This window comes from Pseudodesulfovibrio sp. (assembly GCF_028692895.1).
Classification (GTDB): domain Bacteria; phylum Desulfobacterota; class Desulfovibrionia; order Desulfovibrionales; family Desulfovibrionaceae; genus Pseudodesulfovibrio.
This window is the reverse complement of the sequence record NZ_JAQUWN010000003.1, coordinates 31,445-46,538: the sequence shown is the minus strand read 5'-3', so window position 1 is coordinate 46,538 and position 15,094 is coordinate 31,445. Positions and strand designations below refer to the sequence as shown.

At 67.7% G+C, this 15,094-nt stretch carries 13 protein-coding genes; all 13 read right to left on the bottom strand.

Features of this window, described 5'->3' with window-relative positions:
* Positions 1 to 105: 105 nt before the first annotated feature.
* Complete coding sequence (locus PHP91_RS01365; RefSeq protein WP_300135775.1) at positions 106 to 327, bottom strand: NifU family protein; 222 nt, start codon at positions 325 to 327, stop codon at positions 106 to 108.
* A gap of 59 nt (positions 328 to 386) precedes the next feature.
* Complete coding sequence (locus tag PHP91_RS01360; protein ID WP_300135773.1) at positions 387 to 1,502, bottom strand: HDOD domain-containing protein; 1,116 nt, start codon at positions 1,500 to 1,502, stop codon at positions 387 to 389.
* Positions 1,503 to 1,603: 101 nt separating this feature from the next.
* A complete protein-coding gene (locus tag PHP91_RS01355) occupies positions 1,604 to 2,230 on the bottom strand; it encodes an MBL fold metallo-hydrolase (RefSeq protein WP_300135771.1) in 627 nt (208 codons plus the stop codon).
* A gap of 173 nt (positions 2,231 to 2,403) precedes the next feature.
* Positions 2,404 to 3,813 (bottom strand): sigma-54 dependent transcriptional regulator, encoded by a 1,410-nt coding sequence (locus PHP91_RS01350; protein ID WP_300135769.1) that lies wholly within the window; start codon positions 3,811 to 3,813, stop codon positions 2,404 to 2,406.
* Positions 3,814 to 5,703, bottom strand: coding sequence for an ATP-binding protein (locus tag PHP91_RS01345; RefSeq protein ID WP_300135767.1), 1,890 nt, complete (start codon positions 5,701 to 5,703; stop codon positions 3,814 to 3,816).
* Between the two features lie 9 nt (positions 5,704 to 5,712).
* Positions 5,713 to 6,531 carry a DUF4405 domain-containing protein gene (locus PHP91_RS01340; RefSeq protein ID WP_300135765.1) on the bottom strand — a complete coding sequence of 273 codons (819 nt, stop codon included), beginning with the start codon at positions 6,529 to 6,531 and terminating at the stop codon, positions 5,713 to 5,715.
* A gap of 172 nt (positions 6,532 to 6,703) precedes the next feature.
* Entirely contained in the window at positions 6,704 to 7,249 is a 546-nt protein-coding gene (locus PHP91_RS01335; protein ID WP_300135763.1) for a Spy/CpxP family protein refolding chaperone, read from the bottom strand.
* Between the two features lie 252 nt (positions 7,250 to 7,501).
* Positions 7,502 to 9,031: an ATP-binding protein gene (locus PHP91_RS01330; RefSeq protein ID WP_300135761.1), complete on the bottom strand. Its 1,530-nt coding sequence runs from the start codon at positions 9,029 to 9,031 to the stop codon at positions 7,502 to 7,504.
* Positions 9,032 to 9,067: 36 nt separating this feature from the next.
* Complete coding sequence (locus tag PHP91_RS01325; RefSeq protein ID WP_300135759.1) at positions 9,068 to 9,499, bottom strand: response regulator; 432 nt, start codon at positions 9,497 to 9,499, stop codon at positions 9,068 to 9,070.
* Positions 9,500 to 9,506: 7 nt separating this feature from the next.
* Positions 9,507 to 10,430 carry an ATP-binding protein gene (locus PHP91_RS01320; RefSeq protein WP_300135757.1) on the bottom strand — a complete coding sequence of 308 codons (924 nt, stop codon included), beginning with the start codon at positions 10,428 to 10,430 and terminating at the stop codon, positions 9,507 to 9,509.
* A complete protein-coding gene (locus tag PHP91_RS01315) occupies positions 10,427 to 10,825 on the bottom strand; it encodes a response regulator (RefSeq protein WP_300135755.1) in 399 nt (132 codons plus the stop codon). The genes PHP91_RS01320 and PHP91_RS01315 overlap by 4 nt, the downstream gene beginning before the upstream one ends.
* Complete coding sequence (locus PHP91_RS01310) at positions 10,813 to 12,498, bottom strand: PAS domain-containing sensor histidine kinase (RefSeq protein WP_300135753.1); 1,686 nt, start codon at positions 12,496 to 12,498, stop codon at positions 10,813 to 10,815. The genes PHP91_RS01315 and PHP91_RS01310 overlap by 13 nt, the downstream gene beginning before the upstream one ends.
* Positions 12,495 to 15,092 carry a PEP/pyruvate-binding domain-containing protein gene (locus PHP91_RS01305; RefSeq protein WP_300135751.1) on the bottom strand — a complete coding sequence of 866 codons (2,598 nt, stop codon included), beginning with the start codon at positions 15,090 to 15,092 and terminating at the stop codon, positions 12,495 to 12,497. The genes PHP91_RS01310 and PHP91_RS01305 overlap by 4 nt, the downstream gene beginning before the upstream one ends.
* Positions 15,093 to 15,094 lie beyond the last annotated feature (2 nt).

Here is a 15,094-nt window from a genome sequence, read left to right as displayed (position 1 = left end):
AATGTATGTGCCCCGCCGGGCCACGGACAAAGGCCGCCACCGCCCGCCGGGCGAGTGGTCGGCCGCCGCGCCGGAAAGCGGGGACGCCGGATGGGCCGGGTGGGGCTAGACGGCCTCCACGGACTTCACTTCCGGGATTTCCTTGAGGATGATGCGTTCGATGCCGTTCTTGAGGGTCATCTGGGACATGGGGCACCCCTTGCAGGCGCCGGTCAGGCGGACCTTGACCACGCCGTTGTCCGTGACCTCCACGAGCTCGACGTCGCCGCCGTCGCCCTGCAGCATGGGCCTGACCTTGGCCAGGACCGATTCCACTTTCTCGCGCATGAGGCAGTCTCCGTGTGTTTCGGTTTGCGAGGCAGGAGTATAGCGCTTTGCCCGTCCTGTCAATCGGCCCGGACCTTGATGAGCACCTCGAAGGCCTCGTCCAGCTCCTCGTCCAGGTCCTCGATCATCTCGTCCATGCGCTCGGGCGTGAGGCGCATGGACTCCCAGATGGCCGGGGCGGGCGGCTGGACGAAGAACTCGCCGCTGGAGCCGATGCCCAGACCGGTGGCGATGGTCTCGGCGCAGTGGACCAGGGCTGGCTCGGCCTCCTTCTGCTTTTCCTTGGGGTGGTGGTGCTCCAGCACGGCGGCCACCAGAACGAAGGGGAAATTCCATTTGCGCAGGAGCATGCCGCCCAGGGTGGCGTGATCGAAGCCGAGCAGCTCCTTTTCCCGGTCGCAGAGCAGCACGTCGCTCGACCGGGCCGAGGCCAGGACGGCGGCGGCCCGCCGTGGCGCTGCCTGGAGCAGGATGAGCTGGCCGATGTCGTGCAGCAGCCCGGCCACGAAGGCCCGCTCCGGGTCGCCCCGGCCGGTCATGCGCGAGAGCCGCCGGGCGATGAGCCCGCAACAGACCGAGTGCTTCCAGAATTGGACCACGTCGATGACCTCGGCGGGCACGTCCTTGAACAGGGACATGATGGAGGTGCCCACGGCCAGGGTGGAGAGCTGGTTGACGCCCACCACGGTCACGGCGCGCGAGATGGTGTCGATCTGGACGGGCAGGCTGTAGAAGGCGGAGTTGACCATGCGCAGGAGGAAGGCGGTCAGGCTCGGGTCCTGGCTGATGATGGCCGCCAGGTCCGAGGCCGAGGTGTTGCGCGCGCCGATGGCCTCGCGCAGCTCCAGGAAGACCTGGGGCAGGGCCGGCAACTGGTGCTCCCGGCGCAGGATGTCCAGGGGGTCCAGGGGCGTGAAGTCCGCGTCCGGGACCTCGGGCGGCGGGCCGTAGCGCTCCGGGCTCAGGGTCATGTCGCGCGCCACGAAGCCAGCGCCGTGGCGGGCCAGCCGCCGGAGCGCCCCGTCCGGGTCGCGGATGAACTTGAACCGCCGGACCATCAGCCGCTTGGCTGCCTCCATGGTCTCGGGCGAAACCTCGACTTCCTCTTCCGCCGCTTCGGCGGCGGGTTCCTCGACTGTTTCGGCGATCGGCCCGTCGGCCCTTTCGTCGACCATACATCCTTCCTGTCGTTTCGGGGGAAAATGCCGAGTCTACAGTATAGATGAAAATTGGTGGAAGGGAAAGGGGGGGGCGGCGCGGCGCCGCCGCCTCGGCCCTATTTCCGGAAGTGCGGGTTGTTGCGCTTCTCGTGGGTCACGGTGGTCATGGGGCCGTGGCCGGAGTAGATGCGGGTGTCGTCGGGCAGGATGAAGATGCGCGAGAGGATGGAATCGCGCAGTGCGGCCGGGTCGCCGCCGGGCAGATCGGTGCGGCCCACGGCGATCATGAAGAGGAGGTCGCCCGTAAACACGCACCCGGCGGCCGGGAAGAAATAGGAGAGCGAACCCGGCGTGTGGCCCGGCGTGTCCAGGACCAGCATGGTCTGGCCCAGGACCGTGCGCCGCCCCGGCCCGATGGGCTCGAAGGGAAAGTCCGCCAGCTCCGCGAAGTCCGAGAACCCGCCCCGCTCCAGGGGAAGGTCGCGCAGGAAGGCGTCCCCGGCGCTGGCGAAGACCGGGGCGTGAAACCGCTCGTGCAGTTCGCGCACCCCGCCGAAGTGGTCCAGGTGGAAGTGGGTGACGTAGACGCCCGTCAGGTTCAGGCCCGCCTCCCCGATGCGCCGGACGAGCCGGTCGGGCTCGCTGTCCGCGTCGATGACCACGGCGTCGCCGCCCACATGCAGCAGGTAGCTGTTGGCCTCTTCCGGGCCGGTAAGGAAGGTTTCCACGGTCAGTTTCGCCACGGCTCCACCATGGGGCACGGGCGCGGCGGCGTCAATCCCGGAGGCTCTCCAGGGAAAGCGGACTGTTCAAGAATGCCAGGATGCGATGCGCGCGGAACGTTCACGAATCCGCAGGACAGCGGATTCGTGAACGTTTCGCCGCAACAAGGCATCTCGTTTTTTTCAACAGCCTGCTAACGCCTGGTAAGCCCGAACTTCTTCAGCTTGTACTGGAGGGTGCGGCGGCTGATGCCCAGGGCCTCGGCCGTGCGCTCGCGGTGGTTGCCGTTCTCCTCCAGAGCGCGCAGGATGGCCAGCCGCTCCGCCTCCTCCAGGGACGCGGGCGTCGCCTGGGAACGCGACGTGAGCAGATCCGGCATCTCGCCGTTCATGTCCAGGCTCATGTTCTGGTTGGCCTCGCGCGCGCCGGTGATCTGCGGCGGGAGCAGGTCCGTGCCCAGGGCGTCGGACCGGGACAGGATCAGGGCGCGCTCCAGCACGTTCTCCAGCTCGCGGACGTTGCCCGGCCAGTCGTAGCCGGACAGGGCGTCCAGGAAGGCCGGGGTAACGGTGCGGATGATCTTGTTGTTCTTGTTGCCCAGGCGGCGGAGCAGGAAGCTGACCAGGAGCGGCAGGTCCTCCTTGCGCTCGCACAGGGGCGGGATGCGGATTTCCAGCACGGCCAGCCGGTAGTAGAGGTCCTCGCGGAACCGGCCGGCCGCCACCTCCTTCTTGAGGTCGCGGTTGGTGGCCGCGATGATGCGCACGTCCACCTTGACGGTCTTGACCGAGCCGAGCGGCTCCACGGTCTTCTCCTGGAGGGCGCGCAAAAGCTTGGCCTGGAGCGCGGCGGGCATCTCGCCGATCTCGTCCAGGAACAGGGTGCCGCCGTCCGCCAGTTGGAACCGGCCGGGCTTGTCCTTGACCGCGCCGGTGAACGCGCCCTTCTCGTAGCCGAAGAGCTCGCTTTCAAGCAGGTCGTCGGGCAGGGCCGCGCAGTTGACCTTGATGAGCGGCCGGTCCGCGCGGTTGGAGGCGCGGTGCAGCCCCTCGGCCACCAGCTCCTTGCCCGTGCCGGACTGGCCCAGGATGAGCACGGTGGCCTCGGTGGGCCCGGCCTGGGCCATGAGCTGGCGGACCCGCTCCACGCCGGGGCTCGCGCCGATGAACTTGACGTCGCCGGAGACCTCGGCCTTGAGCCGGGCGTTCTCGCGCACCAGCTTGTGATATTCGAAGGCCTTGCCCATGACGGCGGTCAGTTCGTCGTTGTCCGCGGGCTTGGTCAGGTAGTCGAAGGCGCCCTTTTTCATGGCGTCCACGGCGCTGCCCACGCTGCCGAAGGCGGTGAGCAGGACCACGGGCATGCCGGGCCGCCGTATCTGGAGCTCCTTGAGCAGTTGCATACCGTCCATGCCGGGCATCTTCATGTCCACCAGGGCCACGCCCGGCCGGACGTCGGCTTCGGCCGCCTCGGCCAGGACGGTGAGCGCCCGCTCGCCGGAGTCGGCGTCGAGCACGGTCCAGCCGTCGTCCTCGAGCACGGCCCGGACCATCAGCCGGTGCCCCGGCTCGTCGTCCACAATGATTACCGTACGTTCTTCCATCTACGAATCCTCGTTCTCTTTGTCGGGAAAGAACAGCCGCACACGCGTGCCCTCGCCGGGCTCGGAGTCGATGACCACCCGGCCCCTGTGGGCGCGCATGATGTTTTGCACGATGGCCAGGCCGAGCCCGGTGCCGGTCTTCTTGCCGGTGACGAAGGGCTTGAAGGCCTCCTCGCGGATCTCCGGGCTCATGCCCGGCCCGTCGTCGGCCACCACGACCCAGGTTCCGCCCGGGCCGTCCTCGGCCGAGAGCCGGATGTGGCCCGGCACGGGGCATTCCCCGCACCCGGCCAGGGCGTCGAGGCTGTTGGAAATGAGATTGAGCAGGACCTGGCGCAGGGCGTCCGGGTCGGCGTACACGGTGCGGCCGCCGAAGTCGAACGCGGGCTCGGCCTGCTTGTCCTCGAAGTCGAAGCGCATGAGCTGCGACAGGGAGTCGCCGAGCTCGGCCAGGTCGATGTCCTGGGGGTCGAGCTGGCGCGGCCGGGCCAGGTAAAGCAGGTCCGTGACCACGCGATTGAGCCGGTCGGCCTCCTGGACCATGGTCGAGGCGTAGCGGTCGAGGGGGGCCTGGCCCTTGAGCTTGGTGGCGAAGAGCTGGGCGAAGCCGCGCAGGGAGCTGAGCGGGTTGCGCACCTCGTGGGCCACGCCTGCGGCCAGGGAGCCGATGGCCGCCAGCCGCTTGGCCTCGTTCAGGTCCTCCTCCAGGGAGCGGATCTCGGTGCGGTCGCGAATGAGCACCAGGTAGCGGCTCAGGTCTGGCGAGGGCTCCTCGCCGCTGCCCAGGAGCGGAAGGGCCAGGATTTCCAACTGGCGGCCCTGGTAGTCGAACTGCTCCCAGGCGTGGGGCGAGCGGCCCGGTTCCAGGCCGAAGTCGAACCTGGCCCAGTTGACGCCGATGATCTCCGGCGGCACGGACTCGCCCTGGGGCGCCAGCAATCGCTTGGCCGACCTGTTCGCCGCCAGGATCTCGCCGGTCTCGGCCAGGGTGACCAGACCGTCGGGCATGTTGTCGAGCAGCTTGTTCTGGAACCGCTCCATGCGCACCAGCTTGCGCCCCTCGCTGCGACGGCGCAGGTAGGCGAACGCCAGGGACCAGAGCACCACGGCGGCCAGGAAGACGTAGCCGGTCTGATAGATGGCCGCCCGCCGGTACTGGCGGAACTGGGCCAGGTGCTTTTCCGCATTGAGGCCCACCACCAGGTAGACCGGCCGGACCTCGGCGGGCGGCTCCTCCGGCTGGAGGCCGGGCCCCTGGCCCTGCCCCTGCCCGAACCCCTGGCCCTGGCCCATGCCCGGCCCCATACCCTGGCCCATGCCCGGCCCCATACCCTGGCCCATGCCCGGCCCCATACCCTGGCCCATGCCCTGGCCCATGCCGCCCCGGGGGAACTCCCCACGGGTCAGGGCGGACAGGGCCGGGTCGGCCATCAGGCCGGAGATGAGCACGGCGCGTTTGCCGAACTGGGCCATGACGTGCCAGGCGCGGCCCGGCTCGATGTCGCGGGTCACGGTCTCCGGCAGCTCCAGGGCGGGCATGCGCTTGTCCTCCTCGGAGGTGACCAGCGGACGGCCGTCCTCCCCGAGCAGGGTGATGAACTGGATGTCCTCTGACTTGGCGAGTTCGGCGAACAGCTCCTCGGCCATGGCGGGGAACAGGGGCGCGGCCTGGGGGCTCATGCGCACGGACCGGCGGAAGCGCGAGAGGTTGTTCTCCACCCCGCGCAGGATGGAGGAGCCGGTCATTATCATGTGGTCCTCCACGATCTCGCGCTGATGGGCGATGGACCGCCAGGTCAGATACAGGCTGCCGAGCCCGAGCACGATGAGAGCGAGGACCAGGGCCACCAGCGGCCCCTTCTCCATGCTGTCGTAGGAGTGTACTTCCATGCCGCCCCGCTAGTTGCCCCGGAGAATCTCGTAGACGTCGCGGGGCTTCATGTCGCTGCCCGCGGCGATGTCCTTGATGGTCATTTCCGGCGTGGCGTTGACGGACTTGGCCTTCAGCCGGGCGATGGCGTCCTCCACGGGCAGGCCGAACCCGGCGCAGACCTCCGAGAAGGCCATGCGGCCCAGCCCCTGGGGCGGGTCGGCGGGCAGACGGCCGAAGGGATCGCCGCCCAGTCCGCCGCGTATGTCCTCAAAGACATGCTGCGGGCTCACGCCCCTGGACCGGGCGATGTCCTTCAACTCGGTGGCCGCGCCCTTCTCCAGGGTGTATCCGGCCGCCTTGAGGGCGGCCACGGCCTTTTCCACGTCCAGGCCGAGGTAGCCGCAGAACTTGTCCAGCGGGCTCAGCTCGGCATGGCCGAAGGGCGGGTTGCCGTAGGTCTTGACGGCGTCGTCCTTGATGGACGCGCCGAAATCGAGAATCTGCTGCATGGGCGGCAGCCCCAGCAGGGTGCCGAAGAAGACGAACAGGGTGATGGCCACGCTGACGATCATGGGCCCGGTCAGGACCACCATCTGGCGCGCCTTGTTCTTCATGTAGGCCATGAGCGGCTTCCAGTTGAGCCAGACGTGCAGCAGGAGGGCCACAATGAACAGCGTGCCGACGGTGATGTGGGTCCCGTCCCACTGGTCCTTGGACAGGCCCAGGAAGGTCCAGTCGGCCCAGTAGGCCACGCGGCCGTGGGGCACGATGTAAAGGACCACGCTGGTGGTCAGCGTGACCAGGAAGGAAAGCAACGCGGTCAATGAAGTGATCTTGCGAAGCATCGGAGGTCTCCTTTGGGGGTTTCGAGGGTCAAGGGGCGCACACTCCCTGGCCCGCCTCCCGAGCATGATACTGTATTTCCCGCTCTGTTGCAGTGGTTATTTTCACGCAGCGGGACGGTTTCTCCCCATGAGAAACCGTCCCGTGCAATCCTGTTTTCCGGTTAACGGAAAGTTACTGCCAACGGGGGCCGTCGCCGCGCATTCCGCGCCCCTGGCCGGGGCCATAGCCCGGGCAGTCGTCAGGGCCGTTGCCGGAGCCGAAGCCCGGGCAGCCGCGGCCGAAACCGGTCTCGGGCAGCTCGATGCCCAGCTCCTTGGACAGGTCGGCGCGCAGGTCCTTGCGCAGGTCGACCATCTTGTCTCGCAGGCCGGACATGTCGCTGACGACCTTGCCGATCTTCTTCTCGTCGGCCTGGCCGCCGTTGACCATGGCCTCAAGCACCGCGTGCTTGGTCTCCAGCTCGTTGCGCACCGCGTCGAACTTGCCGCGGTAGCTCTCGAAGATCTTGTCCACGGCCGCCTTCTTCTCCGGGGTCAACTGGGAATAAATGCCTCGCAGCCCGGGGCCGCCGTTGCCGCAGGCCGGCCCGCCGCTCCACGCGCCGCAGCCGCCGCGGCCATGGTATCCCTGTCCGCCGGGGCCCGCCGAGGCGAAGCCCGCCACGGTCATCACGAGCGCCAGAGCCAGCGCAAAAGTGGTCACGTTTTTCCTGGTCATGTTCATCTCTCCTTGTATCGTTGCATCTCTGCCATGTTTTGATGTGGGGAAGGTCATTGCCTGCCCGACATAAAGCACGCGGCGTGCCAAACTCGCAACAGCTTGAGATAAAACACTATAAAAGGATAATCCCGTGACGTGATCGCGACAGAAGTGCACTCTTATGCACATTATTTTGCACAAAAAGTGCAGGTAGTGCAAGCGACACGGGCGGTGTGCACGCCGCTCCCGGACGGCCTGGGGGCGCGGGGCCTACTTGCCCGCCGGGAGCGCCTTGTCGCCCGGGACGTCGAGGCTCGGGCAAAGGTAGAGCGAGACCGTGGTCCCCTGGTTCGGGACGCTGGCCAACTGGACGCGGCCGCCGCACTCCTCCACGATCTTCTTGATCATGGCCAGCCCCAGGCCGCTCCCTTCCTTCTTGGTGGAATAGAATGGGTTGAAAACCTGATCCAGCTCGTGCTCGCCCATGCCGATGCCCTGGTCCCTGACCCGGACAACCACCATGGCCTGGTCCAGGGTCAGCTCCAGGGCGATGACGCCGCCGTCGGGCATGGCCTCGATGGCGTTCTTGATGAGGTTGACCAGGCACTGCTTGAGGGCGTCCGGGTCGCCCTGCACCGAGGGCAGCGGGGTGCGCTGCTGGCGGACCTCCACCTGGTAGCCCTGCTTGCCGTAGCCGATGCCCATGAGCTCCGCCGCGTCGTTGCACACGGCCACGATGTCGACCCTCCCCTCCGGAGCGCGCGAGGGCCGGGCGAAGTTGAGCATGTTGGTCAGCATCCGGTCGAGGCGCATGGTCTCGCTGACGATGATCTGGACCTTTTCCCGCTCCTTTTCCCCCAGGTTGGGCGACTTGAGCAGGGAGTTGGCGAATCCGCCCACCGCGAAGAGCGGGTTGCGGATCTCGTGGGCCAGATAGGTGGACATCTCGCCGATGATGGCGAACTTGTCGTGCTGCTGCTGATACTTCTCGCGGTGGGTCCGCTCGGTGATGTCGCGGTGCATGACCATGACGTGGGTCATGTGCCCGCGCATGTCGAAAATGGGATAGGCGTAGAGCCGGTAATACTGGAGCAGTCCGCTGCCGTTGACCCTGGTGACCAGGGTCTCCTCCTTCTCGCCGCTCTGCAGGGTCTTGTGGAAGGGACAGGCCGGGTCCAGGTGGCGGCAGAAGACCGAGCCGTCGCGCAGCCGCGCGCCGTGCCAGCACGGCAGGCCCAGCAGGCTCCTGCGCGAGACCCCGGCTCGCTGCCAGACGATCCGGTTCACGTCCACCACGTTGCCGCTCTTGTCGAGGAGGAAGATGTCCTCGCGGATTTCGTCGATGATGGACTGGATCAGGGTGCGCTGGTGGTCCATCTGGTTCATGAAGTTGCCCTTGACCAGGGCCATGTCGTGCATGCCGCAGAAGAAGACCGCCTCGCGGTGGTCCATGAGCGAGACGTGCTCCGGCAGGGCCGCCCGGACCGCCTGGAGCAGCTCCTCGTCGCAGCCCAGCTCCACCACCAGGTTGATCTCCGGGTGGTTGTCGAGCATTTCGCGCCAGGTGGGATAGAGGGGGCAACCCGGCTCGACCAGCCCGGCGTCCGACTGGGCCGGGTCCAGCTCGCTCACGGCGGCCAGGCGCATCTCGGGCAGGAACTCCCGGAAGGCCTCGTTGTAGATGATGTCGAGCAGAACCTTGAAGGCCGGGCCCGAACCGATGATCCCCACGACGAACGAGCCCATGGACCCGTTCCAGTAACAGTTGCCCAGCGCTTCGTAACCAAAATCGTCGTTCATGCTTTCATCCCGCGCATACGGCCCCCCCGGAGCCGGTTAGTCGTCACCGTAGCCGAGGAGCTGCGAGACCTCGATCTTCTCGTTGCGGAGCATCTTGCTCTCCGCCGCCCGGCTGACGCACTGCAGAATCTCGCTGACGGACGCGGGCTTGAGCAGATAGTCGAAGGCCCCCTTCTGGAGCAGCTTGGTGGCGTCGGCCACGGAGACGTGCCCGGTGAGGCAGACGACCTCCGCGTCGATGCCCAGTTGGCGAATCTTCAGGAAGGTGTCCTCGCCCGAGAGGCCGGGCATCTTCAGGTCCAGCAGGACCACGTCGAAGTCGCCGGACTCAAGCATCCCGAGGGCTGTGGTCCCGTCCGGGGCCTCGTCCACGGTGTGGCCCGCCTTTTCCAGCAGCCGCCGAATGGTCTGTCGGAACCGATCCTCGTCGTCCACAACGAGCACTCTTGCCGTCGTTTGCATCTTCATACTCCCGTTAGGCTGTTATGGGAATGCATACCGTGAAGGCCGCTCCGGAGCCCTTTTCCGAACGCACCGCCATGTCGCCGCCGAGCTGGCTGACGATGCGCACGCTCACGGACAGGCCGAGCCCCGTGCCCTTGCCCGGCTCCTTGGTGGTGAAAAACGGGTTGAAGACCCGCTCCAGGTTCTCCTGGGGAATGCCCGGCCCGGTGTCGCGCACCTCGACGCAGACCTGGGCGTGGTCCACGTAGGTGGTGACGTAGAGGAAGCCGCCGGACTCCTCCATGGCCTGGACCGCGTTGATGAGCAGGTTGAGAAAGACCTGGCGGAGCAGGGGCGGATCGGTCTTGACCATGGGCAGGAGCGGGTCGAAGGCCTTGACGATCTCCACGTTGCCCGGTCCGCCGCCGCGCTCCAGCAGGTCGAGCATGTCCTCCATCAGCCGGTTCAGGTTCGCAGGCTGGGAGATGGGCACCCGCTTGCGCGCGAAGTCCAGCAGCTTGTGGGTGATGTCCGAGCAGCGCTCCACCTGGCGGATGATGACTTCCAGGCTCTCCTTGATCTCGTGCAGGGCCTCGGGATTGACGTCCATCTCCAGGTCTGCGCGAACCAGCTCGGCCTCCTGCATGATGATGTTCAGCGGGTTGTTGATCTCATGGGCGATGCCCGTGGAAATCTCGCCAAGGGCCAGAATCTTCTGGGACTGGATGAGCTGGTTGCCCAGTTCGGACTGCTCGTCGCAGGCGGACTGGACGCGCCTCACCGCCAGGTGGAGCACCAGCCAGATGGCGATGGCCGCCGCCGCGGCGGTCATCGCGAAGATGATGCCGATGTGGACAAGGGGCCGACGCCAGGCCAGCCAGGCCAGGAGGAGCACCAGGCCGGGGCAGACGTACTGCCCGATCCGCAGCAGGCGCCGCACGTTGCAAAGGGTCATGCACGCTCCCTTTCCGCCTTCTTCAGACGGGCCCTTTCGCAGGCGGCCCGGATACGTTCAAGCAGATCGTCGATGTTGAAGGGCTTGAGCATGTAGTCGTAGGCCCCGTGGCTGATGCCCTCGATGCCCGACTGCACCGAGCCGTGGCCCGTGAGCATGATGACCTCGGTCTCCCGGTAGCGCTTGCGGATCTCCTTGAGCGTGTCGATGCCGCTCATGCCGGGCATACGCACGTCCAGGATGACCACGTCCGTCGGCTGCCCGGCCAGATGGTCCAGGGCCTCGCGGCCGCCGGGCGCCACGGACACCTCCACGTTCCGCTTTTCGAGCCGTCGCTTGATGAGCTTCAGAAAATCGGCTTCATCGTCGACGACGAGGACTCTTACTCTGTCCATGACTCCTCCTGACGTCCGGGAATGCTGACGTGGACCAGGGGCAGGGTGATGGTGAAGGTGGTCCCGACGCCACGTTCACTGCGCACATCGATTCCCCCGCCGAGCTTCTTGAGCGTGCTGTAGACGATGGAGAGTCCGAGCCCGGTGCCTTCGCCGGTGGGCTTGGTGGTGAAGAAGGGGTCGAACACCTTGGAGACGTTCTCCGGGGAGATGCCCTCCCCGCTGTCGGCGATGTCCATGACCACCGCGCCGTCGCCGGGCCGGGTCTCCACCTCGATGCAGCCGTCGTGGCCGATGGCGTCGATGGCGTTCTCCAGCAGATTGAGAATGACCTGCTGGATCTGGTTGGCGTCGGTGGTGATGAGCGGCAGGTCCTGGTCGAAGCGGCACTCCACCTCGATGTTGCGGTGCCTTATCTCGTTTTCCAGGAAGGAGACGGTCTGGCGGGCCAGCATGTTCAGGTCCACGTCCTCCTGGAGGGGCTCCATGCGCCGGGCGAAGCCGAGCATTCGGTGGGTGACCGTGCGCGCCCGCTCCACGTGCCGCTCGATGTCGGACGTGGCCTCCTGAAGATCGTCCACGGCCGTGGACTCGCCCAACTCGCCGTCGTTGATGATGTCGCGAATCCAGCCCGCGCTCTCGCGGATGATGGACAGCGGGTTGTTGATCTCGTGGGCCACCCCTGCGGCCAGCTTGCCCAGCGAGGCCATCTTGTTGGACTGCACCACGGCGGCGTCCATGGCCGCACGCGCCTTGTCCGCCTTCTGGAGCCGCTTGACCACGGACCCGACGGACAGGTAGGCCCCGGCCGCGATCATCAGGGCGCAGATCAGGAACAGCCCGAAAATCAGGGACTGGGCCCGCAGCAGAGGCGAGAGCTCCTCCTGCTGGTTCTCGATGACCACCAGCCGCCAGTCGGTGTGGGCCAGGGGGGCGATCCCGGCCACCAGCTCGGTCCCGTCCTCGGTCCAGCGGACCACGTCCACGTCGCCCGAGGGCCGGTATGCGGGCAGGGACGCCTGGCCGAGCACCTTGCCGCCGAAGCGCGACGGGGTCTGGAGCACGCCCTCCCGGTTGACCAGGTAGGCGTCGCCCGAGGCTCCGCTCTGGACGTTGCGCACCAGGCCGGTGAAGATGTCGGAGTCGATGGTGGCCCGAAGTATCCAGGTCCGGCCGCCCTCCCGCCGCTTCACCGCGATGATGAAGTGGGGAAAGTTGCGGAAGCCCATGAACACGTCGCTGATGTACAGCCCCTTGAGCATGGCCTGATGGAACCAGGGCTCGTCCTTGTAGTTGACGTCGCGCAGGTCGAAGGGGCCGCTGTAGGCCACGTGGCGGCCGTTCTGGCCGATGACGCCCAGATCGATGATGGACGGACTGGCCTCGTGCACGGTGTCGAAGACCAGTTCCAGGGCCTGCTGGTTCGAGAGGCTGTCCAGGGTGTTCATCCCGGCCACCATCTCAAGCTGGACCACCCGCTCGGTCAGGAAGACGTCCAGGGCGTCGGCCTTGTTGTGCGCCACCAGCTTCAGGTTGCTGGTCAGCTTGTCGCCGTAGGACTCGCGGAACTCGGAGTCGATGACGAACCCGAGGGCGAAGAGCGGGACCAGGGAGAGCCCCAGTGTCAGGAGCATGAGGCTCAGGCGCAACCGTGTGTAGGAAGTGTCGGTCATTGCCCGGTTACCTCCGTCCCGGCGGCCTCCGGGAGGCCGTTCAGGACCGTTTCGATGTCGCGCTCGAACTTGGCGCGATAGCGCTCGCCGGCGGCCGGGTCGGCCATGGCCATGTCGATCTGCCGGGTGTGGACCAGCAGGTAGCCCATGACGGCCATGCCACGCTCCACGGCCTCGCGGCCCACGCCCTCGATGCGGGCGTGCAGGGCGTCGTCGCGCGCCTCCACGATGAAGCCGTGGCGCTCCAGCACCTCGGCCACCAGCTTGATGCGCACGCGGCGGCGGCCGATGTCCGCCCCGCCGCCCCGGTACTGGAAGAGGGCGTAGTTGGCCGTGGGGTCGTCCCCCGCGAACCCTTCCACGGTGCAGAAGTGGAAGCCGAACCGGGATTGCAGGTTGCAGTAGTTGCGCCCCACGATGAAGTAGTTGCGCCGCCCCATGTCGTTGGCCACGCCCGGGGTCAGGGCCGGATTCTGCGCGGCCTGGGAGACCACGGACATGAACCCGCTGGCGCTCGGGGGCGGCGGCCCGTCCCAGGGCACGGCGGTCATGCCGCGCCACAGGGCGAGCATGACGCGCGAACGCACGTCGTCCAGGGAGATGTAGCCTTCCTCGCCCGACTCCGCCGTGCCGCCGCCGATGTCCACCAGCCAGTACTGCATGGGCGTCTCGCCCATGAGCTTGCGGGCGTTGGCCGTGGGGTGGTCCGACCCCGCGAACATCTCGAACACCGCCTTCTCGTGGCAGTAGCGCGTGATGTCGTGCAGGGAGCGGCAGTGCTCGGGCGTGAACTCCGGGGCGTCCGGGTCGGTCAGGTTGAGGGGCGAGACGTAGGGCAGGACCCGCTTCAGGGCCTGGACCACGTCGTTTTCCCGCAGGGGGGCCTTGCGGCCCGACCAGGCGTCGATCTGGCCCTGGCGGATGCCGAGGTAGACCGTGCCGGTGCGGGCGTTGACCGTGACCGCGCTGACGCCGGAGAGGCGGTCCACCGCGCCGGGCGCGCCGATGAGCGCCGGGATGGAGAACTCGCGGGCCACGTTGGCCAGGTGGCTGGCCGGGCTGCCGAACTCGGCGATGAGGGCCGAGGCGCGCGGCAGCAGGGCCGAAAGCTGGGGACGCGCGTTGCGCGTCAGGAGCACCGCTCCCTGCGGGAAGTCGAGCATGTCCTCGTCCGACTCCACCAGGAAGACGTTGCCCCCGGCCACACCGGGGCTGGCGGGCACGGCCGAGGCCAGGATGGCGAAGGGCGCGTCCTCGTCCTCCGGAGCGCGCTCCGGCTTGCTCTCCCGGCCGCTCACGGCCAGGGGACGGCATTGAAGGTAATAGACCCCGCCGTCCTGGCCCAGGGCCCACTCCACGTCCTGCGGCTGGCCGAAATACGCCTCGATGGCGAGCCCGGTCCGGGCCAGTTCGGACACCAGGTCCTCGCCGATGGCGGGCAGCGCGCCCCTCCCCTCGGCCAGTTCCTCGCGCACGATGGAGCCGCCGGGCCCCACGCCGTGCGCCCACTGCTTGTCCGCGATCTCGGCCCGGACGACCTCCAGGGTGTCGGGGTTGACGATCCAGGTGTCGATGAGCGCCGAGCCGTCCACCACGGTGCACGGCAGGCCGGGCGCGGCCGAGACCAGCACGCCCTCCTCCGGGGCCACGGGGTTGCGCGTGTAGACCACGCCCCCGGCCACGGCGTCGACCATCTCCATGCAGCCCACGCACATGACCACGCCGTCCTCCCTGAGCCCCCGGTTGAACCGGTAGAGCATGGCCGTGGCCGAATACATGGAGGCCACCACGCTGCGGTACGCCTCGGCCACGTCGCCGGGCAACACGCCGAGCAGGGTCAGGAACTGGCCCGCGAAGCTGGCCTCCTCCGAGTCCTCGCCGAGCGCGCTGCTGCGCACGGCCAGCCGGACGCCCTTGCCGTCCGCCCTGAGCCTGGCGCACTCCGCGTCGATGGCCTCCTCCAGGCCGGGCGGAAAGGCGGCCATGTCGATGGCCCGGCGGATGCTCGCCTCCAGGTTCCGGAGCTCGTCGAGCTCACTGCTGTCCGTGATCTGGATGAGCCGGTTGATCTCGTCGTCCAGCCCGGAGTGCTCCATGAAGAGGCGGAAGGCCGAGCCGGTGACGGAAAAGCCGCGCGGGATGCGCAGGCGGAGGCCCGCCGCGATCTCGCCGAGCAGGGCCACCTTGGACCCGGTCTCGGGCATGGCGTCGGCGCGCACGGCGTCCAGGCCGAGGACCATGGGCCCCGCGGGCCGGTCCGCCCGCTGCACCAGGGCGTTCTCCATGTCCATGACGATGCGGTTGAAGACGTCCTTGAGCGCGTCGTAACGGCCGGGGTGCATACGGCACAGCCGCTCGATCATGCCCCGGACCGAGGCCGCCGTCTTGAGACTCGACGCCCGGACGTGGGACATGCCGAAGGCCCGGCCGGACCGGGCGTCCTCGCCCATCTCGGCCATGCGCTCCAGGGCCTCGTTGTTGGCCGTGAGCAGCAGGCGGAAGTTCTCGGACTTGGCGATGAAGCGCGCGGCCGCGTCGCCGTCCTCCGGCGCCCGCCGGATCAGGTTGAAGATGTTGCGGATGAGGGTCTGCATGG

What these genes read in the sequence shown, in the direction of transcription:
- PHP91_RS01350 (WP_300135769.1), bottom strand. Translation starts at nt 3,813, where the DNA reads ATGGAAGAACGTACGGTAATCATTGTGGACGACGAGCCGGGGCACCGG.
- PHP91_RS01325 (WP_300135759.1), bottom strand. Translation starts at nt 9,499, where the DNA reads ATGAAGATGCAAACGACGGCAAGAGTGCTCGTTGTGGACGACGAGGAT.
- PHP91_RS01340 (WP_300135765.1), bottom strand. Translation starts at nt 6,531, where the DNA reads ATGCTTCGCAAGATCACTTCATTGACCGCGTTGCTTTCCTTCCTGGTC.
- PHP91_RS01315 (WP_300135755.1), bottom strand. Translation starts at nt 10,825, where the DNA reads ATGGACAGAGTAAGAGTCCTCGTCGTCGACGATGAAGCCGATTTTCTG.
- PHP91_RS01320 (WP_300135757.1), bottom strand. Translation starts at nt 10,430, where the DNA reads ATGACCCTTTGCAACGTGCGGCGCCTGCTGCGGATCGGGCAGTACGTC.
- PHP91_RS01330 (WP_300135761.1), bottom strand. Translation starts at nt 9,031, where the DNA reads ATGAACGACGATTTTGGTTACGAAGCGCTGGGCAACTGTTACTGGAAC.
- PHP91_RS01365 (WP_300135775.1), bottom strand. Translation starts at nt 327, where the DNA reads ATGCGCGAGAAAGTGGAATCGGTCCTGGCCAAGGTCAGGCCCATGCTG.
- PHP91_RS01310 (WP_300135753.1), bottom strand. Translation starts at nt 12,498, where the DNA reads ATGACCGACACTTCCTACACACGGTTGCGCCTGAGCCTCATGCTCCTG.
- PHP91_RS01345 (WP_300135767.1), bottom strand. Translation starts at nt 5,703, where the DNA reads ATGGAAGTACACTCCTACGACAGCATGGAGAAGGGGCCGCTGGTGGCC.
- PHP91_RS01305 (WP_300135751.1), bottom strand. Translation starts at nt 15,092, where the DNA reads ATGCAGACCCTCATCCGCAACATCTTCAACCTGATCCGGCGGGCGCCG.
- PHP91_RS01360 (WP_300135773.1), bottom strand. Translation starts at nt 1,502, where the DNA reads ATGGTCGACGAAAGGGCCGACGGGCCGATCGCCGAAACAGTCGAGGAA.
- PHP91_RS01335 (WP_300135763.1), bottom strand. Translation starts at nt 7,249, where the DNA reads ATGACCAGGAAAAACGTGACCACTTTTGCGCTGGCTCTGGCGCTCGTG.